General features: G+C 51.9%; 17 protein-coding genes. 6 read left to right on the top strand and 11 right to left on the bottom strand.

Annotation, left to right across the window (positions count from 1 at the left end; all coding sequences use genetic code 11):
* Nucleotides 1–9: 9 nt before the first annotated feature.
* The 3 genes from AC4BAN_RS15705 to AC4BAN_RS15695 form a co-directional block, all read right to left on the bottom strand.
* Nucleotides 10–489: a vitamin K epoxide reductase family protein gene (locus AC4BAN_RS15705; RefSeq protein WP_490565364.1), complete on the bottom strand. Its 480-nt coding sequence runs from the start codon at nucleotides 487–489 to the stop codon at nucleotides 10–12.
* Between the two features lie 53 nt (nucleotides 490–542).
* Complete coding sequence (locus AC4BAN_RS15700) at nucleotides 543–2,255, bottom strand: glycoside hydrolase family 15 protein (RefSeq protein WP_490565363.1); 1,713 nt, start codon at nucleotides 2,253–2,255, stop codon at nucleotides 543–545.
* 138 nt (nucleotides 2,256–2,393) lie between these two features.
* Nucleotides 2,394–3,152 carry a DUF547 domain-containing protein gene (locus AC4BAN_RS15695; protein ID WP_490565362.1) on the bottom strand — a complete coding sequence of 253 codons (759 nt, stop codon included), beginning with the start codon at nucleotides 3,150–3,152 and terminating at the stop codon, nucleotides 2,394–2,396.
* A gap of 132 nt (nucleotides 3,153–3,284) precedes the next feature.
* Between AC4BAN_RS15695 and AC4BAN_RS15690 the strand changes: the two genes are divergently transcribed.
* From AC4BAN_RS15690 to AC4BAN_RS15670, 5 genes are all read left to right on the top strand, one after another.
* Entirely contained in the window at nucleotides 3,285–4,088 is an 804-nt protein-coding gene (locus AC4BAN_RS15690; protein WP_490565361.1) for a DUF6503 family protein, read from the top strand.
* Between the two features lie 90 nt (nucleotides 4,089–4,178).
* A complete protein-coding gene (locus tag AC4BAN_RS15685) occupies nucleotides 4,179–4,658 on the top strand; it encodes a hypothetical protein (RefSeq protein ID WP_490565360.1) in 480 nt (159 codons plus the stop codon).
* A gap of 199 nt (nucleotides 4,659–4,857) precedes the next feature.
* Entirely contained in the window at nucleotides 4,858–5,472 is a 615-nt protein-coding gene (locus AC4BAN_RS15680; protein WP_490565359.1) for a helix-turn-helix domain-containing protein, read from the top strand.
* A 200-nt stretch (nucleotides 5,473–5,672) separates the two neighbouring features.
* On the top strand, nucleotides 5,673–6,341 hold the full coding sequence (locus AC4BAN_RS15675; protein ID WP_490565358.1) for a DUF2231 domain-containing protein: 669 nt from the start codon (nucleotides 5,673–5,675) through the stop codon (nucleotides 6,339–6,341).
* A gap of 71 nt (nucleotides 6,342–6,412) precedes the next feature.
* On the top strand, nucleotides 6,413–8,512 hold the full coding sequence (locus tag AC4BAN_RS15670; RefSeq protein WP_490565357.1) for a copper-translocating P-type ATPase: 2,100 nt from the start codon (nucleotides 6,413–6,415) through the stop codon (nucleotides 8,510–8,512).
* 32 nt (nucleotides 8,513–8,544) lie between these two features.
* Here the strand turns inward: AC4BAN_RS15670 and AC4BAN_RS15665 are convergent, their stop codons facing one another.
* The 3 genes from AC4BAN_RS15665 to AC4BAN_RS15655 form a co-directional block, all read right to left on the bottom strand.
* On the bottom strand, nucleotides 8,545–9,159 hold the full coding sequence (locus AC4BAN_RS15665) for a DUF2911 domain-containing protein (protein ID WP_490565356.1): 615 nt from the start codon (nucleotides 9,157–9,159) through the stop codon (nucleotides 8,545–8,547).
* Nucleotides 9,160–9,236: 77 nt separating this feature from the next.
* Complete coding sequence (locus AC4BAN_RS15660) at nucleotides 9,237–10,040, bottom strand: PepSY domain-containing protein (RefSeq protein ID WP_490565355.1); 804 nt, start codon at nucleotides 10,038–10,040, stop codon at nucleotides 9,237–9,239.
* An 83-nt stretch (nucleotides 10,041–10,123) separates the two neighbouring features.
* Entirely contained in the window at nucleotides 10,124–12,631 is a 2,508-nt protein-coding gene (locus AC4BAN_RS15655; protein WP_490565354.1) for a multicopper oxidase domain-containing protein, read from the bottom strand.
* A gap of 308 nt (nucleotides 12,632–12,939) precedes the next feature.
* Here AC4BAN_RS15655 and AC4BAN_RS15650 point away from each other — a divergent pair, with 308 nt between their 5' ends.
* Nucleotides 12,940–13,959, top strand: coding sequence for an ion channel (locus tag AC4BAN_RS15650; protein ID WP_490565353.1), 1,020 nt, complete (start codon nucleotides 12,940–12,942; stop codon nucleotides 13,957–13,959).
* 204 nt (nucleotides 13,960–14,163) lie between these two features.
* On the opposite strand, the gene AC4BAN_RS15645 is transcribed toward AC4BAN_RS15650, so the two are convergent.
* From AC4BAN_RS15645 to AC4BAN_RS15625, 5 genes are all read right to left on the bottom strand, one after another.
* Nucleotides 14,164–14,643, bottom strand: a complete 480-nt coding sequence (locus AC4BAN_RS15645) for a DUF305 domain-containing protein (RefSeq protein WP_490565352.1) — start codon at nucleotides 14,641–14,643, stop codon at nucleotides 14,164–14,166.
* A gap of 272 nt (nucleotides 14,644–14,915) precedes the next feature.
* Nucleotides 14,916–16,280, bottom strand: coding sequence for a PQQ-dependent sugar dehydrogenase (locus AC4BAN_RS15640; RefSeq protein ID WP_490565351.1), 1,365 nt, complete (start codon nucleotides 16,278–16,280; stop codon nucleotides 14,916–14,918).
* A gap of 258 nt (nucleotides 16,281–16,538) precedes the next feature.
* Nucleotides 16,539–17,360, bottom strand: a complete 822-nt coding sequence (locus tag AC4BAN_RS15635; protein WP_490565350.1) for a formate/nitrite transporter family protein — start codon at nucleotides 17,358–17,360, stop codon at nucleotides 16,539–16,541.
* A 192-nt stretch (nucleotides 17,361–17,552) separates the two neighbouring features.
* Nucleotides 17,553–18,578, bottom strand: coding sequence for a PorP/SprF family type IX secretion system membrane protein (locus AC4BAN_RS15630; protein ID WP_490565349.1), 1,026 nt, complete (start codon nucleotides 18,576–18,578; stop codon nucleotides 17,553–17,555).
* The gene (locus tag AC4BAN_RS15625; protein ID WP_490565348.1) at nucleotides 18,578–22,378 is read right to left on the bottom strand and encodes a gliding motility-associated C-terminal domain-containing protein; all 3,801 of its coding nucleotides are present in this window, start codon (nucleotides 22,376–22,378) and stop codon (nucleotides 18,578–18,580) included. The genes AC4BAN_RS15630 and AC4BAN_RS15625 overlap by 1 nt, the downstream gene beginning before the upstream one ends.
* Nucleotides 22,379–22,760 lie beyond the last annotated feature (382 nt).

The following is a 22,760-nucleotide window of genomic DNA, read 5'->3' as shown; positions in this document are numbered from 1 at the left end:
GCTTGTGAATTAGATTGATGACTTGCCGGTAACAAGTTGATAGGCTGGTTTAAGGGAGGAGAAATTGATTACGGCTCCGGCAACGCAGTAGATGCAGACTTTTTTTTGCACGAAGGCCATGTTATATAAATACTGCGCCGCCCCTACGGCCTGCCCTGCCACTACTCCCGCCAGGGCCAGGTCTAGCAACCGCGACTCCTTTTTAAAGCGCGAGGCGGCCATAGCCAGCAACATAGTGGCTGCATAAGCACCCAGGCTTATCACGCCGTCCGGCATGCCAAGGAGCATCGCGTCTTTTGAAGTATTCACTTTTACGGTGTCGAACACTTTGCCGGGCAGGTCGGGCAGCTTCCGGATATAACCCATTTGCAGCAACGAGATCAGGCTGAAATCCACCAGGCCTGCGGCAGCCGATGCGGCGATTTTCCGGCGAAGCTCCGTGTCAGTACTCTTATCCTTACGAATTTGGTCTATCTGAGATGTTTTCATAGCGTTGTAGTTAGTTGTATCCTGCTCTACGAGACAAAGCCCGGAAAGTGTTCCTAACAAAATGCTTGCTTGTAATCGATGATGGCGCCAATCAGGGAGGCATGCACAAAAGCCTGGGGCACATTGCCCAGCCACTCCCCGGTTTCAGGATCCCCTTCTTCGGGCATAATACCGGCATCGTTCATAAACCGGAGGGCGGCCCCCAGTATCTGCTCACACTTCTCGCGGTTTCTGCGCATTACCCAGTACTGGGCAACCCAGCAGGTGCCGGCCAGAAATGCGCCTTCCTGCTGCGAGTCGAATGCTACCAGGTGGCGGCGGTAAAGGTTATTGGCGCAGTATTCGCGCTCCAGTTTCGCCATGGTCTCCAGCATTTCCGGAGTATCCGCCTCGATAAACCCCCAGATGGGGAATAGCGCGGCGCTCACGTCCACCTCTTCGCTGCCCGCATACACGGCATAGGCACCGCCGGAGGTCAGGCAGTTAGTAGCCACAAAAGCGCGTATCTCCGCAGCGGCATCCTGCCAGCGCTTCTGCTGCTGCGTATCATGGGAGTGCTCCGCGATGTATTTCAGGCTGATGGAAGCCACTACCTTGCTCGAAGTATACTGGTGCGTTTCGGATTCTTCCCAGATGCCGTGGTCCGGTTTGTGCCAGTTGGCAACCAGGAAGTCCGCCATTCGCTCCACCGTTTCCCAATGCTCGCGGGTGTTGTAGCGGTTATAGATCACCTTGGCTGCGATGAGCACATTGCTGTTGGCATCGAGCTGCAGCTGGTTGTTGGCACCGTTGCCATAGCACACGGGCCTGCTGCTGCGGTACCCGGCAAAGTCCAGCGCCTGTTCATCCCCTGCCGGTTGCTGATCCAGGGTGAGCATGGGCACCACGGGTTTAGGGATGCGGTGCATGGCCCCGCACACGAAGTTCAGAAACTCACGCTCTTCCTCGCCATTGCTGCCGGCCCGGGCCAGGGCACTCACGATCATGGCTGCATCGCGAAGCCAGACATACCGGTAATCATAGTTCCGCCGGCCTCCCAGCACCTCGGGCAGTGAAGTGGTAGCTGCCGCAATCACGCCCCCGTTCCGGGCATAGGTAAGCATGCGCAGCTGCCTCAACGATTTGCGCACCTGCTCTTCGTAAGGCCCTTCGTAGGCAATGCGGCGCGCTACTGTACGCCAGTTCTTCAAAGTCAGCTCCCTGGATTCCTCCAGCGCCTTCCCTGCATCGTCAAGGGCTTTCTCTGAAAGTATGCACCAGGCCACCTCGCCGGCAGGCACCTGGCAGACCACCGCCTCCTGCAAGAGCTCCAAAGGATGCGAGGCGTACACGTGAAAATCATACTGCAGGGTTACGTGCCTTTCGCTTGCACGGGTAAGCACCACAGGCTCGCGGCCGTAGTTTGGGCGCGGAAACAGGTGCATCTTGTAAGCCGCTGGCGCTTTAGACAGCTTGCGGCAGATGCCGAAGAAACTACCTTCCAGCGGCATCCAGTCTTCCAGCACCAGCTTTCCCTTGTCGCTGGTAAAGTATGTCTGCAAAAGGGCGCTGTCTTCCAGGTACTCCCTTTTTTCAAAGTCCATGCCCGGCATTTCTATCCGCCAGAAGCCGCCTTTCTGCTGGTCCAGCAAATGGGCAAAATAAGAGGGATGGTCAAATCGCTTCGGACAGTACCACACCACGCTCCCCTGCTTGTCCAGCAGGGCGCAGGTGCGCCTGTCGCCTATCATGGCCAGATCCTGTGTGTTCACTAACTTTTGATCCATTGCTTTATTTCACGTTTGCGTGCTCCTGTTACGGAAACCACGCTCAAGAAACTATACTAAGCTGCAGCGAGTCGAGTTGTTTAAAAGTGGCGTGCCTAAAAAAGAAGGCTTATACGTATCCCTTGCTGCGCTACACTTTTATTCATTCAGGCGCCAGTCATAAGGCAAATAACTTACCTGTGCCCCAGGTTTAACAGTGATGTTGCTATACTTGTTGAGGAAATCCGGCAGGCTGCCGTTTTTTGTAAAATCTCCTTTAAACCAATTGAATAGCTGTGACAACTCTACCCGTTCGGGGGTAATGAGGTTGCGCTTCGGGTCATTGATAAATGCCCGTGCCTGCGCATCGAGTTGCGCGTTCAGGTTTGCCGCCGTAAAGGCTTGGTTGCGCAGGGGCGGGCAGGAAAAGGAGGCGCAGTTAATGGCAAAATGAATGCGCGGCTCGCTGAACTGCTTGCGCAGAATCTGGTGCTCGATCTCATTGAGACTCGCTTCCTTGCCCCCGATCCTGAAGAATTTCTGATGCCATACGGTGTTTACCCCTGGCACATGCAGCGTGGGGTGCAGGTCCTGTATACTGTTTAGCGGGTAATTGTCCAGGATCAGCTTTACAGTAAAAGCATTGTAGGCATTAATCCAGTAAGCCAGTTGCTCCTCCTGTGTCCACTGCTGCTTGTCCGGTGGGTTGTTGCTCAGGGTATCCAGGTACTGCTGCAACAGGGTGCTGTCTTTCAGAAATCCTTTGTAATTTACCACTCCGGCATGGCTCACGTATTGTTGCAGTAGTTGATCCCACACCTGGTGCGAGGGTGGCGTAGTGCCTTTACCACCTAAGGTAGAAGCACGCTGGCAACCGAAACTTGTGCAAAACAGGAGCAGGAAAAGGCGTAATCTCATGTTTTCTTTATCTTTGATGGTGTGACAGCGTATTTACAATACCTGCTGCCCTAACCGTTAGCCCTTTTAGCATGTTCCAGTAACATGCGAACATGCAGTTAATTATACTTTGAAATACGTTAACCTACTCTGATGAAACTTAACCTGTCGCAAATTGTTCTGGCCACCTTGCTCTGCACCGCTTGCCAGCCCTCCGGGGATCAGAAAAATGAGGTGATGCACGCAGCACCCGAATCAACCGCTGCCACCCCCGCGTACCCGGATTACTTCATGAAGGTACTGCAGGCACATGGCGGATTAAACAGGTGGAAAAAAATGGGCGCCATGCAGTACCATCTCACCAGCGACGGCAAAACGGAAACCCACACCATCGACCTTAGGAACCGCAAAGACCTGGTAGTGGCTGACACCTTCCGGATGGGTAACGACGGCAAGCAGGTATGGGTTAGTCCTAATAAAGCAGCCTACCCCGGTAAGTCTGCCCGATTTTACCATAACCTGTTCTTTTACTTCTACGCCATCCCCTTTGTACTGGCCGACCCGGGAGTAACGTATGAGCAGTTAGGGCAAATGGAACTGGAGGGTAAGCCCTATAACGTGATCGGGGTTACTTTTGGCGAAGGCATAGGCGACTCGCCGCAGGATAAGTACCGCCTGCTTATTAACCCGCAAACCAACCGCATGGAGTGGCTGCTGTACACCGTTACCTTTTTTGACGGCAAGCCTAGCGATAAGTTCAATGCTTTGAAGTATGAAGATTATCAGGAGCATAAAGGCCTGCTTTTCCCCCGAAAGCTTACCGGCTACAAGTATGAAAACGGGAAGATAGGCGATGTGCGCTACAGCGCCACCCTGGATAACCTGCAGCTACAGGAGCAGCAGCCGAACCAGCAGCAATTCGAGATGCCCGAAAAGGCAGAGGTAGCCACGGAATAGCCCGCAGGGGCGCCACGCTTCGACTACCTTTAACTTTGGTTAATTTCATTATATTTGTAGTGGGGTGCCTTTAGAACCGACGTGCCATTCATGAAAAAAACAAGGCCTAACACAAAAACAGGATACCGGACGCTTCTGCTCTTAGCAGTGTTCGTGCACCTGTACTTTGTACAGCTGGTTTGTAAACTGCCTTCGCTGGCATTCGGTCTGCAACCCACTGAAACAGCCCAACCGCATTCGCATGGCACGGCACACAAGGGCCAAAACCACCATGCGCTTCCGGCCGCCGGCCTGCCTGAGCAGCATGCCCACAACCAGGCAACAATGCCCCCTGACCAAGACGATGCATGCTGCGCTGATCAACAGTACGCCCCTTTTGTAAATGCGTCAGCTTCGTATACTTTACAGGAACCTACAAAAGCCCCTGCCTTTATAAGTCTCGGCCGCTTGCAGGCCATGCTGCAAAAGCTCGCCAGCAATAGCATTAAGGCAGCATTCTATGCTCCACCAGACCGCCTTCCCCCTAAAATCCCTGATATCAGGGTATTCCTGCACTCCTTTCTTATCTGATTCACTTTCTCTTCCTTTGCCACACGCAAGCGTATATGCCTATGCCCTCCCGGCACAGGCATAAGCTTCATACTTGCGGTATTTTTGCCGGACTTTCGGGTGCGGCATTTTTACCAACCACTATGCAAAGTATAATTTAGAACATAAGTGTATTATACCTGCCTTTGCGACCCGGAGGCAGCCGCTAATTCTTTTGGCGATGAAGGAAAAGGAAAAAACGTTAGAGGTGCTTCAGATCAAGAACATGGTTTGTCCGCGCTGCATTAAAGTAGTGCAGGATGAGCTCAGAGCATTGGGCTTACAGGTAGAAACCGTTCTGCTTGGCAGTGCCGTGGTTGTGGCCAACCCCAGCATAGAACCCGGCCAGATAAAAGCTGTGCTGGAAAGAAACGGATTCGAGCTGCTGCACGACAAGCGCGAGGAACTGGTGGAGAACACAAAGCTGGCCGTGATTGATCTTATTTACAACGATAAGCTGGCAGCGCTGAACACAACCGTATCTACGTACCTGGCAGATGCGCTCGGGAAAGACTATGCCACGATCAGCCAAGCTTTTAAAGTAACCGAAGGCCTGGCCCTGAGCAGGTACGTTGTGCTACAGAAAATAGAACATGCCAAAGAGTTGCTTACCTACAACGAGTTAAGTTTGAGCAGCATTGCGGCCAAACTCGGTTATAAAAGCATGCAGCACCTCTCCAGCCAGTTTAAAGCTGTAACAGGCGTGGCTCCTAATACATACCGCAAACAGGGTGGCGCAGCGAGGCAAACCATAGACGATGTACACCATACCTCCCAAAATGTGAAAGATATGTAAGTCCTAGCATCAAATCTGTAAAACAAGCCCCGGTGCATGCTAGTAAAAGTTTAGGTTAGCCAGGGCGCTACCTGTAGCAAAGCACGTAGAGTACAGACACTGAATGCTTGACCTGCCGCTATACTTTTAGCAGGAGTACTGTTAAAGAATCAACCTTCAGAAAAACACCATTTAATCTATCGACCAAAAACCCGAACCGCATGAAAAACATAACCCTTTTAATAGCATTCACCCTTTTATTTGTTCTAAGCAGCAGTAGCACGTTTGCGCACGGCGGCGAGAAACACGGTAATAAGGAGAAAACGGAGGAAGCAACCGCGACTGCGCATGACACCACCTCCGCCACGCACCCAGTCACCCCTGCGACACATGCCGCCCACGAGCAGAGCCCTGCCACCGTGCATGCCTCCCTCGATGACTTCCCGAACAAACACCCGCTGTTTGTCCATTTCCCGATCGTGCTGCTGCTGGTGGCTGCCGCCGTGCAACTTGCCAATGTATACTTCCTGCGCAAAGATCTGGATTGGATCACCACACTTACCATTCTGGTTAGTTTCATTACAGCTTACTATGTTGCCAGAATTGTGCACCCGCATACTTCGGGCTTAAGCGAACATGCCAAGCTGGTGCTGGGGCAGCACGACTTTTACGCAGACTGGACCATCTACTTAGCCGGTGCGGCACTGGCAGCGCAGTTGCTGAACCAGTTCCTGTTTAAAGGAAAACGCTGGAGTGTGCTGGTGGTGGCACTGATACTTGCCGGGGCCGCCTGGTCGGTGTCTATGGCTGGCCATTACGGAGCTCAGCTGGTTTACCTGGAGGGCGTAGGCCCGCAAGGCAAGTTCCTGGATACCGGCCACAACCATTAACATAGCAGCGGCGCCTGATCTTTCAGGCGCCGCTGAACGTTAACAACCAATTACTACTAAGAACCTATACTATGAACGATAACCACGACCATCACCACAGCCCGAAAAAGGAAGCAGCGCATAAAGTAGCTGCGATAGAAGACAAGCTGGAGGAAAAGACGCTCCATGGCCACCAAAGAGCCATGCCAAACGAGCACACGGGCCATGCTGGCGGCGGCCATGACCACCACCGCATGATGATAGCGGATTTTAAAAAGCGGTTCTGGATATCGCTGGCCCTCTCAGTGCCTGTGATCATCATCAGCCCCATGGTGCAGTATATTTTGGGATACTCCCTTCATATACCCTACAGCCTCTACATTGCCTTTGTCCTGTCCAGTGTCATTTATTTTTACGGTGGATGGCCTTTTCTTACCGGGTTGGTAGCAGAGGTTAAAAAGGGTGCTCCGGGTATGATGACCCTGATCGGAGTGGCCATTACGGTGGCCTACCTGTACAGCACCGCGGTTGCGTTTGGGTTACCCGGCATGGATTTTTTCTGGGAACTGGCCACCCTGATCGTGATCATGCTGCTGGGCCATTGGATTGAAATGCGCTCGGTACTGGGTGCCTCCAAAGCCCTGGAACTGCTGGTAAGCATGATGCCGGCGGAGGCTGTGCTGCTGCGCAATGGGGAACCGGTACAGGTGCGCCTTGAAGAACTTCGGAAAGGTGACCTTATTCTGGTGAAGCCCGGGGAGAAAGTGCCAGCCGACGGTGTGGTGGAAAATGGCGAAAGTCACCTGAACGAAAGCATGCTGACCGGCGAGAGTAAACCCGTGAAAAAAAGCACCGGCGAGCGTGTGATCGGGGGGGCCATAAACGGCAACGGCTCGCTGCAGGTGCGGGTTGAGCACACCGGACAGGAAAGTTACCTGAACAAGGTGATCACGCTGGTGCAGGAGGCACAAAAAACCAAGTCAGAGACGCAGCGGCTGGCTGACCGTGCCGCCAAATGGCTGACCTACGTGGCACTTGCTTCTGGTTTTGGCACTCTGGCCGTCTGGCTGATTCTGGACCATTCGTTCTCGTTCGCCCTGGAGCGCATGGTTACCGTAATGGTCATCTCGTGCCCGCACGCGCTGGGCCTGGCCATTCCGTTGGTAGTGGCCATCTCTACGGCAGTTTCTGCCAACAACGGCCTGCTTATCCGTAACCGGACCGCCTTCGAGAACTCCCGCAGAATCACCACCATCATCTTCGACAAAACAGGCACGCTCACCAAGGGCTCGCATGAAATTTCCACCGTGCAGACTTTCCAGCATACCCTTGATGAACGTGAAATGCTGCGCCTGGCCTCAGGTGTGGAGCAAAACTCGGAGCATTTTATCGCACAGGGTATCCTCCGCGACGTAAAGGAGAAAGGTATAGCAGTGCCGCCCTCACAGGGCTTCAACTACCTGCCAGGCAAAGGCCTGGTGGGCAAAGTGGAGGGCCGTGACGTGAAAGTGGTAGGACCTAACTACATTAAAGAATTCAACGTTCAGGTGCCGGCCAGCAAGGCTGAAGAGGGGGTGGAAACGGTGGTGTATGTGCTCGTGGACGGACAGCCCATCGGTTTCATCACCATGCGTGACCAGATTCGGGAGGAATCGGCTGGGGCTATTAAGCTACTGAAAGAAAACGGTATCAAAAACCTGCTGCTCACCGGCGATAATGAACGGGTGGCGAAAAATGTGAGCGAAAAGCTGGGCATGGATGGCTACCTGGCCAATGTGCTCCCGCACCAGAAGCAGGAAAAGGTGAAGGAACTGCAGGCACAGGGAGAGTTTGTGGCCATGACCGGCGACGGTGTGAACGATGCCCCCGCCCTGGCCCAGGCCGATGTGGGCATAGCCATAGGCTCCGGCACCGATGTGGCCGCCGAGACAGCCGACATTATATTGGTGAACAGTAACCCACAGGACATTGCCGCACTTATATTGTTTGGCAAAGCCACCTATAAAAAGATGATCCAGAACCTGGTCTGGGCCACAGGCTATAACGTACTTGCACTGCCTCTTGCCGCCGGCGTGCTCTACCAGCAGGGCATCATGGTCTCGCCGGCTGTAGGGGCTGCCCTCATGAGCCTAAGCACTGTGATCGTGGCGATTAATGCACAACTGCTGCGCAAGCAGATCCGGCGGCAATAGCACGCAAAACTTTGGCATTGGCAGCAAAAACTTTAATCCGCTACGCTTACCGGAACCCGCACCCCGAGCTTATCCCAGGAAATGGCGATATTGCCTGCCTTTTCGGAGGTAGAACTGATCGTGTACTGTAGCCTTTCCTGGTGTTGTCCGTTTGTGTATGGCTTTATCCGCACACGCACCAAGTCATCTTTCTGATCGTAATTGTCAGCCAGGTGCTGTTTAAAGTTTTTATTCAGGATAACGGTCCACTCCTCACGGCCCGGAATGGTAAATAAAGCGTACTTCCCGGCTGGTATGGTTTCCTGCCCGATTACCAGGGGTTTGTCTGTTTCCAGGGTGGTCGCCATGTGCGCCCCTGTCACCCAAACCTGGTCGTAGGCTACCAGGCCGCCCCATATCGTGCGCCCCTTCACACCCGGCGCATGATAAGTAATTTTAAGGTTGGCTGCCCCAATTTCCCCTTCTGCCACAGACGGGATGCTTCCTTTAATGGTATCCTGTAGGGCAGCGGCATTCACCTCCTGCATTTCCTGCGTTTGCGATGCCGTCACCTGGCCCTGTACACTTTCCTGCTGTTCTGATGCGCAGGCGGCCAGCAGGCCCACCGCTAACGTAACTGCCGAAATTAACTTTGCTGTTTTTTTCATTGATTCGGATGATAAGATAAGGTCAGAGAATTCATCAGGCTTTTAAGAATCCTTACTTTCATTTTAATTGGCAGAAGCTATACTTTGTGGCTTATTTTCTTCTTTACCTTCCTGACCGAGGGAGAGGAAACGTAGTAAAGCCAGAAGCCGGAAAGTATGGTTACGAGCCCGAAGAGGGAGAATGCCCTTAGCAGGATGTTGCCGAAGTTATCCCTGCCCTCGTAATCCATGGTGTGCAGCATCCACAGAAAGTCGAACACTCGCCATTGGTTGTGGCGTATGGCCTGAAAAGTACCCATCTCGGCGGAAATGTAAACCGTGCAGTTAGGCGCTGCAAAGGTAATAGCCCAGGCGGGTAAGGGTTTTTCGCGGTACTCGTGGTGCGCTCCTACTGCTGTCAGATATTCCACCTGCTTCACCACCGCCGGCTCAACGATGTTGTTTTTGGCAATACGCACCGCCTCTGCCTTGTTCAGTGGGGCAAGCAAGTGACCGGTGGTTGCACTGGCCAACTGTATTTTCACGTTGGCATGCCCTGCTTCATGCATGCCTGCCCCCATCCCGGCATGGTCGGCGCTACCTTGCGTAAAGTACCGGATCTGGTAGGCTGGCTTGCCAAGTATATCGATCAGCTGAACAGAGTTTATGGAATCTACGGGTGTGGAAGCCTGCAGCTCGTTTAAAGCCAGCTGCGGCGACACCAGACCCATGGAGGCCGGCAGGTAACTCTTCTCCTTGCGCATGTGGTCCCCGTGCACGTCGTCTATGTTGTTCCAGCTGAAGTACAGCCCGCCCAAAGTCCAGAACAGGAACTGAACGCCTAATATGAGGCCCAGGTATCGGTGTGTTTTACGGATATAATACTGCTTGTTTTTTGCCATGATAAAGCAAATATACCAATAAAATCACACGTGATCCCTTTCGGCATACCTGTTTATTGCAAATAACGGCTGTTTATATAAACTTAAAACCGTACTGATAAGCCGCCTCCGGCCCCGAAGCGGTTGTCGTAGCTTCCGGTGAGTAAGAAGTTCTTTGCCAGGAAATACTCCAACCCCAGACTCCAGGTAATCTCTTTGCGAAAATTATCTTTGCCGCCGCCGGGGCCCTCATTCGTAAAGTCATTTACCCACCCGAAATCTGCCTGGTACTCATACTCTCCGAAGAGCACTGTGCGCGGAAAGATCATGAGCTCGCGGCTCAGACTGACCTGGGGTCGGAGTTTATTATCCAGGCGCACATCCAGGTTAAACATGTAAGGCGTGAAATAACGCACGCCTGCAATTGCGGTGGTCTCTATCTTATCCAGACTTTTGTCTTCTTCGTTCTCCACGTTTACTCCCCCAAACAGCCGCAGGTAATCATACAGGTAGCGCTCATAGGTAAACTCGGCCTCCAGGTTCTTGTTCCAGCCATATTCTGCCCGCAAATTAAACTGGTTTCGCAGATTAGAGGAAACCAGGTTCAGCTCCGTCATATGCGAGGCTACATCGGCCAGGCCCCAGGTAAAGAAATGGTTACTCATGTTAGTGAGTCGGGTAAGTGGGTACCGTTTCAGGCGTTCGTCGCGGGGAGTATCGTAGCTGAAGATCCGCGCCATGCCGGCATCCAGGTGGTAGAGGATATGGCAATGGAAGAACCAGTCGCCGTACTCGTTGGCATCAAACTCGATCACTACTTTTTGCATCGGCGCCACATTAACGGTGTGCTTGAGGGGAGAGTACTCGCCGTTCTCGTTGAGGACCCTGAAAAAATGCCCGTGCAGGTGCATGGGATGGTGCATCATGGTTAGGTTATTCAGCGTAATGCGGGTTACCTGCCCCTGCTTGATCTTAATTTTGTCTGCCTCATTCAGGGGCACACCGTTCAAACTCCAGATGTAGCGCGTCATGTTCCCCGTTAAGTTCAGCAGGATTTCCCTTACCGGTTTATCTTCGGCAAAGTCTGTGGGTACCGGCGACCTCAGGTAGTCGTAGTTATACGCTGCGAACATCCCCATGTGCCCCATGCCGCCGTGGCCCTGCATGCCTGCCATAGGCTTGGCTTCCCGGGGCTTCTTATCCGCGGCTACTGCCGGCTTTTGCTGCATGTCCTCCATCTGATGGCCCATCTTGCTGTGGTCCATTTTAGAGTGGTCAATCTTTGGACTGGCAGCTGTATCTTTCTTCATCTCCCCCATCTGGTGCTGCATGCCGGCATGGTCCATTTTGGCGGCTGCCGTGTCTTTCTGCATCCCTTTCATGCCGTCGTGCTGCTTGGCATTCATTTTTTTGGTTTGACCCATTTTCGCATGGTCAGGCGTGTTTGTCTTGCCCGGGTCCATCTGCGCCATATCGTCCATCTGCATACCCCATTCCTCCATCATCTCATGGGGCTCTACATGGCTGGGGTTAAACTGAATAGCAGGGGCACCCATTTTCATTTTCATGGCTGCCATTTGCTGCATCATGGCAATCTTATCGGGTCGCTCCACATCCGGTGCACTCAGCACAGGTCCTTGCCCCAAAAAGGCCGAGGTTTGCCCGGAGCCATCCTGCACGGTTGCCCGCATCTCCATTTTGCCGTTCTCCGGAATGGTCACAATAAAGTCATACGTCTCGGCTACTGCAATAAATGTTTTGTTGTGGACCACGGGTACCACGTCCAGTCCGTCGGCAGCTACCAAAAGCGGGTCTTTGCCCCCAAAGGTTAACCAAAACTGGCTGGAGGCAGCCGCATTGATGATCCGCAGACGCACCCGCTGGCCGGGTTTGTACTGGGTATATTGCTGCACCTCCTCGCCATTGGTCAGAAAGGCGGGATAGTACACGTCGGCAATGTCTGCACCGTCCATACGCTGTTTCCAGAAATTCAGCTGCGCCCCGAATGCACCCCGGGCGATCACCCTGTTCAGGGGCGTTGACGTGCCCTTTTTAATGTCGTACCATTCCAGTCCACGCTTTAAAGTGCGCAGCACGTTCCTGGGTTTCTCATAGGTCCAGTCCGATAGCACAATTACCAGGTCAGTGTCATAATCCAGGCGTTCTTCCCTGTCTTCGATCACGATAGAGCCATACACCCCCGACTGCTCCTGCAGGGCAGTATGGGAATGATACCAGTAGGTACCGGCCTGTTTAGTAGGGAACTCATACTTAAAGGTAGTGCCGGGCTTGATAGGTGGCGTGGTCAGGTAGGGCACCCCGTCAAAAAAATTAGGCACCAGCAAGCCATGCCAGTGCACAGAGGTTTCCACATCCATCTCATTGGTTACGTACATTACAGCGTAATCGCCTTCGGTAAAGCGCAGCGTGGGGCCCGGAATGGAGCCGTTCACGGTCATACCCATGCTTGCTTTGCCGGCAATATTCACTTTTTTCTGGTTGATGGTGAGCCGGTAAGTAACCGTATCCGTCTGTGCCTCGGCTGCAAGGCCTACTAAGCTGCAAACAAGTAACAGCAACAGGGTAAGGAAGTTATAAAAGGTATCTTTCAAGGTGCCTGGTGATTTGAGTTAAGGTTTACTGCATAAAGCATTTAAGGAGCCAATTCGTTGAACTAAACAATTTAATGGCCGAAACGCATGCTCCTTTTATACCATACTTCGGGGTGGCTTGTTTTACATATATTTGTTTTACTGTTATATATTTTCGGCCAATGGAACACCACCCGTACACTCGCCGATAAGGCGGCAGCTGATATATCTGTTTGAAGCACTCTTCATACATAGCTGAATTACACCCCGTAAAAACGCCACGCTCGCTTATCCGTTAGAAGCCATAGTTTACTAAAACTTGAAGAGGCATGCAGGTAGTTTATTTAAGCAGCGGAATCATACTTTTTGCAGTCGTGATACTGGATATCATCAAAACCACTTTCTCTGCTAACGGAGGTGGCAAGATCACCACATGGGTATCAAGAGGAGTCTGGAATTTGTTCTTCGTGGCGGCAGGGAAAAAAGGCAGGTCGGAGTTGCTGAAGTACGCGGGACCGGCCGTATTGATTTCCGTACTTTTTGTATGGGTAACCGGACTATGGACAGGTTTGTTGCTGGCATTACTATCAGACACCAATGCGGTTATAAACAGCACCACCAAAGCCAGCGCCGGTGCCTGGGAAAAATTTTATTATGCGGGTTTCACCCTCTCCACGCTGGGTATGGGCGATTATATCCCCTCTAATAACTTTTGGCGGGTTGTTACCGATGTGGCAGCTTACTCAGGACTGGTTTTTATCACAGCTTCCATCACCTATTTCGTTCCGGTGCTTTCAGCTGTAGGGCTGCAAAGCAAACTGAGCCTTTACATCAGCAGCATGGGAAAAACACCGCAGCAAATGCTAATCAACAGCTGGAGTGGCAAAGATTTTTCTTCGTTTTTTGACAATACCTCCGACCTGTGCCAGCTGCTGATGCAGCATACGCTGAACCACCAATCCTACCCTGTTATTCATTACTTTCACAACAGCAAGCCCAATCTGTCTATCACAACTGCTCTTGTGCTGCTCGATGAAACGATCAGAATAATGCGAGATAGAGTGACGCAGGAAGCCGTACAAGACAAATTGAAATTTACCATGCTACAGACTGCTCTCGATGCATACCTGGAAATGGTACAGGAGAGTTTTTTAAAGGATCCGTCTCCCCGGCAGGAGGCACCCCATCCGGATGTTAGGCTTCTCGCAGAAAAAGGCATTCCGTTGCAGCAAACAAGTCACACCCCACTGGCAACAGGCGATCCTGTACAGCGAAGGCGCCAGTTGCTTACCGCTCTGTTAGAAATGGATGGCTGGGGTTGGCAGGAGGTGTATGAAACGAATGCCTGATTATCTTATCGTAAAGCCATAAACTTAAGGCGCAAGCCAGGGGAGCATGCAACAGCCCTGCCCTTTTAACGGACAGGGCTATTGCAATAACTGGTCACACGCCGTTTGCCTTAACACCACATTGTTAACAATCACAAGTGTTCTGTATGCGAGGCGGGCACTGCCAAACTTGGCTGCCTCAATACCTCATCGTTGCGGCAAGCGCTATTCCTCAGTCAAGCGCTTAATCATAGCTTTCATCTCCCCAATCTCTCTTCGCTGGGCTTTAATAATTTCATTCGCCAGCTTCTTTACTTCCGGGTCTTTTATATCTGCACGCTCACTTGTTAATATGGCGATAGAATGATGCGGGATCATTGCTTTCATCCAAAGCACATCCCCAATTGGTTCTTGTGCGCGCACAAGAAATAAGGCACTCACAAACAAGAGAAAGCTCCCTGCAAGAATTGCCATGTTCTTTTTTCTGTTTTTGTACATTCTCCGCATAAAAAGATACATGATCACGGCCATTGCTGAAATACCCAAACAGGACATGTAAAAGCGGGTCAGACTAAAATAAACATGGTCAAGCTGATACGTATTCAGGTACATGGTAATGTACATGGCAACAAAAGATAAAGCCAACATGGAAACGAAATTAGTATAGCTACCGCTCATGTTGTTGCTTTGATGCTGGTTTTCCATTTTTATAGTTTTATAGTTGGTGTAAAACATCTAGAAACGGTAATATTAAGGCTGAGTTGGTTTTATGTGCATTTTGTAACTTGGATGGCGTTTTATATAAGTCTTCTGCTTCTCCAACCCTATCACAGTGGGATGCTCCGCATGGTAGCCATCATCAACGCACCTGGGGTGTAAACCAACTGCATACGGATAACCCAGAAGCTGAAGGCAGTTTTTTTACCTGCTTAGGTTCTGATGAAGGGGTAACCACACAGCCTACTGCCTCCAGCTAATTATTGGATCAAGTATACCTTTCCAGTTTTTCCTGTCGGGCCTTCCTTGTCGGTCCCCAGGATGTAGACCTCGCCGCTGTTGTCTTGCCCAAAGCCTAACACGTAGTGCCCGAAGGCATTGCCCGGCTTATCCCGAAAGTAAAGTTTTCTGTGGTTCCAGGGTCCCTGTTCTCCACTTACCTTCGCTGCAAAAACGGCGCCGTCCGGTTTACCGTGGTGCTGTGTCCAGACGCCAAAAAGGTAATCCCCATTCAGGGCGGCGCGCTTGTCTCCCCTATACACGTAGCCTCCTACACTCACTATACCCAAGCCTTCCTGCGGATAACTCATGCTGTTTTTGAATTCTATCACAGGATCCACGAATTTGTTTCCCAGGCTGTCCTGGTTAGGGCAATCTGGCAGCGGGTTCTTGTTATCGGCAGCATTAAAGCAAAGCGTGCCTTCTTTCACGTTCCATCCATAGTTAGCTCCTCTCCTGATCACATTCACCTCCTCGCGCAACACCTGCCCTGCATCAGCCGCTATAATCATACCTGTTTCGCTATCTATAGAGAAGCGATAGGGGTTGCGCAGGCCGTAAGCAAAAATCTCTTTCATGCCACCCTGGTTCCCGGCAAAAGGATTATCCGAGGGCACACCATAAGGCGACCCGCTGTTTACATCGATGCGCAATATACTGCCCAGCAGGTTCTGCCTTACATCCTGCCCGTTTCCTCCGTCATTCTTTTCGTACCAGTCATCCACATGGCCTGTACCGATATCGTTCTTGTTGCCGCCATCACCCAGGCTGATGTAAAGGTTGCCATCCGGACCAAACATCAGAGTACCGGCATTGTGGTTGTCATAAGGCTGATCTACGTACATAATTACTTTCCCGGAGTTCAGGTCAACCATTTCTCGGTTATTTCCTGAAGCAGTGTACTGTGCGATCACGCTGGTGTGGTCAAAGTTATCAGGAGCTCCTTTACGCAATGGGGCGCTGTAGTACACAAAAAACCTCCCATTTTTCTGAAAATCAGGGTGGAAGGCAAGCCCGAGCAACCCACGCTCTTCATGCTCAGGTTTCAGGTTAACAATTTTTGACTTGAGGTCGAGAAAAGGCGTTGGCAGTAGCTGGCCGTTTTGCACTACCCGCACCTCTCCGATCTGATCAAGGATAAACAGCCTGCCATCGTTAGGCGGCTGCGTCAGGAAAACCGGTGAAACAAGGGCTGAGGCAATGAGTTGCAGTCCCACAGAATCGACTACAGCTTGGTCTGAAGTTGTAGTTGCTGTTTGCGCTTGTTCTGCAGAATCTGGTGTTGATGTACAGGAAATGCAAAGCATCAGCCCTGCAGCCATATAGAACAGGTTTGTGTTTTTCATAGTTGTTTCTTTTTTTGGTAGGTACGTGCTGGAGTGGCTTTTTGATTAACCAAGCTATGTGAGCGATATAATTAACAAACGTTCATCACCATATAAAACCATCCTTCCCGCTAGTGGCATAACCCAAAACTGACACATGATCACATGAAAGCAAGGTGTTTAGCAATACCTATACTTGCCTCTTCGTGCCGCTACCGGAATTTAAGAACCTGCGTCTTACGCGATACGTCTTCCTTATCCACCACAATAAGAGAGTGGTTAAGCTTTATCCTCCCCTGCCTTGATCTGGGCATGGTTGATGGCCGCCACCAGAATAACGCCACCCAGTATGTTGCCGAGCAGGGTAGGCAGGCAGTAGTTTGCCAACACTTCGCCCCAGCCCGCCTTGCCCATGGCCGCCAGGGTAAACGTTTCGACAGAGCCTGCTATGATGTGACTGAAATGGCCCAACCCAACCACATAGGTGATGATGATGATCACCCAGACGCGCGCAGTTTCGGCATAGGGTAAGAGCCATACCATCAGGGCGATCAGCCAACCGGCAAAAATACCGCGCAACAGTGTGGTACCAAAGTCCGGTTCCATGGCCTTGTTGCCGATCTCCTCAAATGCTTGTAATACATGCGGACTGAACGTAGTGGTCTGGGCAACCACCAGTGCCACAATCAAGGCACCCAGCAGGTTGGAAAAAAGCACAACGCCCCAGAGCCTGAGAACATTTAAAAAAGTATCCACATCTTTCCGGTGCAGCAGCGGCAGGATGGGTGTCAGGGTGTTCTCCGTGAACAACTGTTGCTTACCAATTATAACGATCAGGAAGCCTATGCTATAGCCGAAGCTCGACACCAGTATGCTCCAGTCCGAGTCGGGGAGGTAGGCCTCCATCAAACCTTCGGTGATCATGGAGAAGCCCATGGAAAGACCCGCCGCCAGGCCGGACCAGAACAGGGCTGCGGACGATCGCTTCAGCTCTGATTCTGCTTCTATAAAAACAACATCGTGTATGTTCCTGGCTGAGGGGGTGTGGTCCAGGTTCGTGCCTTCCTCATCGGCGTCGATTTCCTTTTTATCATTCATCATTTTGTAACAAGCCCGTCTGTTAAAGGTTATGCAGCCTTTAACGGTGGCAACGTATGGCAGGCTGCCAAAACAACGTTATTCTACATATTCAAACAGCGCACCAGGTGCAGAGTAAGTGGCTAATCCCAAGGCCTTGTCGTGCCCCTGGCTTTTGTTACTAAAGATATTTACCTGCAGTGTCGGAAGACCTGGTTACCAGAAATCCGAGGGGCTGAATACCTTGCCCCGGTTGTTGAGCAGGATGCCCAATACAACTTCATGCGCCCCGCCCCCAAGTCTACTTATTCTGGCACCCGACATGTCGTAAGCGTAGCCTACCTGCAGCAGACTACTCACATTTAGCCCCCCCAACAGCACCACCGTGTCGTACTGCCTCACCGAGCCACCCACCCAGACTACATCTTTATAAAGCATTTTCAGGTTGAGGTCCACAGATAAAGGAGCAGGCCCGGCATACTTCAACAATGCGGAGGGAAGCAACGAATAATTTGGGGTGAGCATTACTTTATAGCCACCCGTCAGGTAATGGTGTACGCGCGTGCTGGCGCCATGACTATCTTCTTCGCTGAACCTTGACGTAAGCTCGTCCTGCATGATCTGTGCGCTGGAGGCGCCTATGAAAAAGCGTTTGGAATAGAGCAGCGCCCCTGCCGTGATGTTGGGTTTGACACGGTTGTAATTGCCTCCCGTAAAGGTAGGGTCATTTGGGTCGGTGAGTCGCAACCCTGCCTCATCGACGCGGTAAACCGAGAGTCCTCCCGAGAGGCCGACGGACATGTTAACCGCCTTGCTCACCGGCAAATGGTAGGCATAGGTAAGTCCAACATCTGTTCGCTTCAGTGCCCCGGCTTTATCAGAGATGGCGGCAAAGCCGATACCATGGTGCGGTTCAGCCTGCACCACATCCTTCTTGGTGTAATTCCGGAAGAGCGCCTTACTGCCGGTTCGGCCCCGGTAGGGCACACTGGTGGCCGTTGTATTAAGGTTCGTTTTCCCGAGTGGCATGTGCACTGTCAGGTAATAGGATTCTGGTGCGCCTTCTACCCCACCCCATTGGTTGCGGTACCCGGACTTTACCTCACCGTAGTTTTCGGAACCTGCCAAGGCCGGGTTTACCAAAAAACCGTTGAGCATGTATTGGCTGAAATGTGGAATTTGCTGCGGGAGCGCCTCCAGGCACAGCAAAGTTAGCAGTAGCAGTAAGCCTGGCTTTCTCATTAGCGTAGTACCGTTATGGAGCCCGTAAATGCTTTGCGCCCTTTGTTGGTGTCTATCACATAATAATAAGCCCCATCTGGCAGCGGAGCGCCGTTACGGCTGCCGTCCCAGGGTTTACTGTAACCCTGAGATGAAAAAACCTTGTCGCCCCAGCGGTTATAAACTGTGATACTGACATTAGGGTAATCCTCAATTCCTTTGATAAGCCAAACCTCGTTCAGCCCGTCGCCGTTCGGCGAGATGCCATTGGGAATCTGCAGGCGCTGCAACACGCGCACGGTCACCTGATCGGTACGCACACAACCGTCGGCGGAGGTCGCTTGCAATGTGTAAGTTGTCGTCACCTCCGGAGCGGCTGTCGGCTGGGCTACCGTTGCATTGTCAAGGAACTGTGTCGGCGTCCATATAAGGGTGCCCGTGCCGCTGCCGGACAGCACGATCTTCTCTCCCTCAATAATCTCCAGGTCAGGACCTGCGTCAACCTCAGGGTAAGGACTGAACTTTAGCATAAGCTCATCGGTGGCGGCCACGCAAGGGCTATTACTCACCGTCCAGCGCAGTTGATACGTTTCGCCCATCAGGCCGGTGAAGCGTGAGCTCGGATTTGCGGGGTCAGCCAATTGCCCGCCAGTACCGCTCAAAATAGACCAAACACCCGTTCCGAATGCTGGTTTTGTGGCGGAAAGCGCTGTGTAGGTAATGCCGCAGACGGGTAATTGATCCGGGCCTGCGTCTGCCACCGGTATGGGCAGGATAACCACGCTCTTTTGCAGCGCAGCCACACAACCATTAGCAGAGGTTACTTCCAGCTTAACCGTATAACTGCCCGCTTGCGCATACTTGTGCATTGGGTTTTGGGCGTCGGAAGTACTTCCGTCGCCAAAGCTCCAGCGCCAGGCCTGCAGGCTCCCGGGGTTTACCGAGCTTTCATCCTTAAATACAACGGCATCGGACACACAGCTTATTACAGGGGAGAAGGCCACCTGTGGCCTGGCGTATACTGTCACTGTCTGCGTGGCAGTATGCTGGCAGCCTGTATCGGTTGTTACGACCAGCGTAATTTCGTAATCCCCGGCGGCACTGTACTGGTGCTCCGGGTTCGCCTGGCTGGAGACAGCCCCATCGCCAAAAGCCCATTGAAGGGCAACAATACTCCCTTGCGCCACCGAGGAAGAGTTGGTAAAACGCGTCTTTTCGCCAAAGCATACATTTGCGGTCTCGAAACTGGCCTGCGGGCTGGCATTTACGGTGATGGTCTTACTGATGACGCCCTGGCACACGATGCCGGAGTAGGCCACCAGGCTTACTTTATAAGTTCCCGCCTTTTGGTATACATGGAGCGGGTTTTGCTCACCGGACACCGTGCCGTCCCCGAAATTCCACTGCCAGCGGACTATCCTGCCGAAAGCTACTGAAGAAGCATCCGTGAACTGAACGCCTTCCCGTTGGCAGAATGCTGCCGCCGAGAAGTCAGCCAGCGGGTTAGCCCCACTCACCACGTAGTCCTGAGCTATGGTTTCGGTGCAGCCTTTATCAGAGGTGGCGGTCAGCTGTACCTTGTAAGTACCTTCGGCTTTGTATTTATGCTTCGGATGCTCCAATGCAGAAGAGGTGCCATCGCCAAAGTCCCAAAGGTAGCGCATGGTACCTGACAGGATGGTACTTTTGTTCGTAAACTGCGCCTCATCACTGATACACACGTCGGGCAGTTCCATTCGCACCTGTGGCTTGGGGTAAACCACCACTTGCCGGGTATACGATAGCTTGCAGTCGGGGCCGAATTGCAGTGTTTGGACCACCGTATAGGTGCCGGGGTTCGCATACACGTGCTGCGGGTGCTGCACGTTGCCCATGGCCGTACCATCCCCGAAATCCCATTGCCAGCCTATCACAGGCTCGCTGGCCACTGATTTATCGCTAAATACAGTTGCGCTTCCCTGGCACACGGCCAGTGCTTCAAAGGCTGGCACGGGCTTGGGCAGCTGTTCCACCTCCTTTTGGATTTCATTGGTACAGCCGGCGCTGGTGGTAACGCTCAATTTTACGGTATACTTTCCTGGTTTGCTGAAAATGTGTCGTGGGTGCTGCTCTGAGGCGGTGGTGCCATCGCCGAAGTCCCAGGCCCACACAGTTACCCGGCTGTTATCTCCGGCTACAGTACTTTCGTCCTTAAACTGCAACGCCTCATTCAGGCACTCAGGGGTGTAAGAGAAAGCTGCCTGCGGGTTGGGATAAACGATGAGTTCGGCAGTGCTTTCATCCTTCGAATTACAGTCATTCCCGTTGTTCTTTACCGTAGTGAGTTTCACGGTATAAGTTCCCGGGGCCGCGTAAGTATGGGTCGGGTTTTGTTCCGGGGAGGTGTTACCGTCTCCGAAGTCCCATAGCCAGCTCTGGGGTTCATAGGAAGCAAAGCCGGTAAAGGTCACTTTCTCTCCGTCGCAATAAGTTTCTGAATCGAAGGTAAAATTCTGAAGCAGGTTTTTCACGTTTGCCCCGGCGGAATAGCCATACGACTCTACAGGGCCAAACCCGTAGGCCATGGCGGTAAAGCCTTCGTCCGCTTTCAGGGTGTGGTTGCCAGGCCCCACCTGGCGCTGCGCATATGAGTAAACGGGGTTACCTGGTATGGGTGTAAAGGACATGGCAGTGCCGTCCAGGCGGAAACTACCGATAACACTGGTTTGCATCACGACATTGATGTAATGCTTTTGAATGTTAAAATAAGGAGATGAGTATACGGTGATCTCGGTAAGGGTCTGCTCTGCCGGGCTGAGTATGATCATCTCCGGGTCTCCTGTCACGTTATCACAATTCTGGGTAAGGGTGAACTGCGCCAGCATCACAGGCTTGTCTGCCATTATAAAGTTCGGCGTGTTCGTGATAAACTCGTAGTATTTGCCCTTGTTGACAGTAATTGCCCCCCCCCCGTTAACGGTTATTTTCGTGTCATCCTGCGATGCCAGTATCCTGAATTTGTCTCCCCCTGTCCTGGTCATGGCCGGTGCGGTGGCAAAATTTTGGCCCCAGGCGCTGACAGGGTACAGTTGCTGGTACAAGTTATCGCCTGATGTGGCATTCTCGCAGCCCATCCTGGTATAGGAGCTTCCTGAAAACACCGCGATCCTTTTACAGTCCGCCCCGTTTGTGCTGATCGACTCTACCTTGCTTCCTGTCAGGTCATCCAACGACTGTACCTGAAACACCTGCCCTTGCATTAACGTCACATAAAACGGGTTTCCCTTCGCTGCGCCCCCTATGGTATTATCGGTGGGGGTAATTTGCACGGTCGTGTTATCCTCAATGGCCACCACGGTAAACTCTGAGTAAGGAGCCACCTGCGAGTTAAGCGATGTTCCTATATCGCTGTGGCTCATAACATAGTACTCACGCCCGAGTGTGGAAGCAGGGAGCGCCAGCGTAGAGCCAGACTGGTTTCTGGAGTAAATATGCGAGAAAACCACGACAGGGTCCTTGGTTACCAGGTGAATGCCCTTGTCTTCCACCTTTTCGGAGGAAGCAATATAGGCTGTTTGCGGAATGTTCACGATAGTTACCTGGTTGGCCGTTACGGTAAAAGGGGCCGAATAATTTTGTCCGGGTATCGACACCGTGCCCGTGGTGGGCACGGTGGAGGTGATGTATAAACTCATCTGCGAGTTCAGTCCGCTTAAATGAGTGGGGTAGGCCAGCCAGAAATCCTTACCTTTATTAGAAGAGTTCTGAGCCAGAACTTTTGCGCCTGATACACTCAGTATTAAAAACGCGACAAGCAGGCAAAGTGTAAAACGTATTCTCAAAACAGCAATGTTGATGAAGAATTAAAGTGAAAACAGCCCTTCTCCCAAAATCAGGGTGAGGGTAATCGTAAATTTGTTTTCTGCCGTGAGTAAAAAAACGGGAATCCTGTCGTAGCGTGAGATGCTTCTGGACAAAAGAAGAGGTTTGGACTATTTAGCCGCTAAAAGGAAAGTAATTACTTTTCCTAATCTTAAAAACACTAGAACCAGCGTGTAAAGGTTAAATCATAAAACGGGTTGTAAAGTATAAATTTTAACTTTTAAATATATGAACTTCAGTTAAAAGTATCAAAAATTTATTTGCTGAGGAATGCGTATAGCCTTTCCGGAACTACTAAATCTTCGCAGGCAGCCTCTAATCGAACTCTCTGGCAAGTGCTGA

It is taken from the genome of Pontibacter sp. GD13, from assembly GCF_058216355.1.
This window is presented reverse-complemented; position numbering and strand designations above follow the sequence as displayed.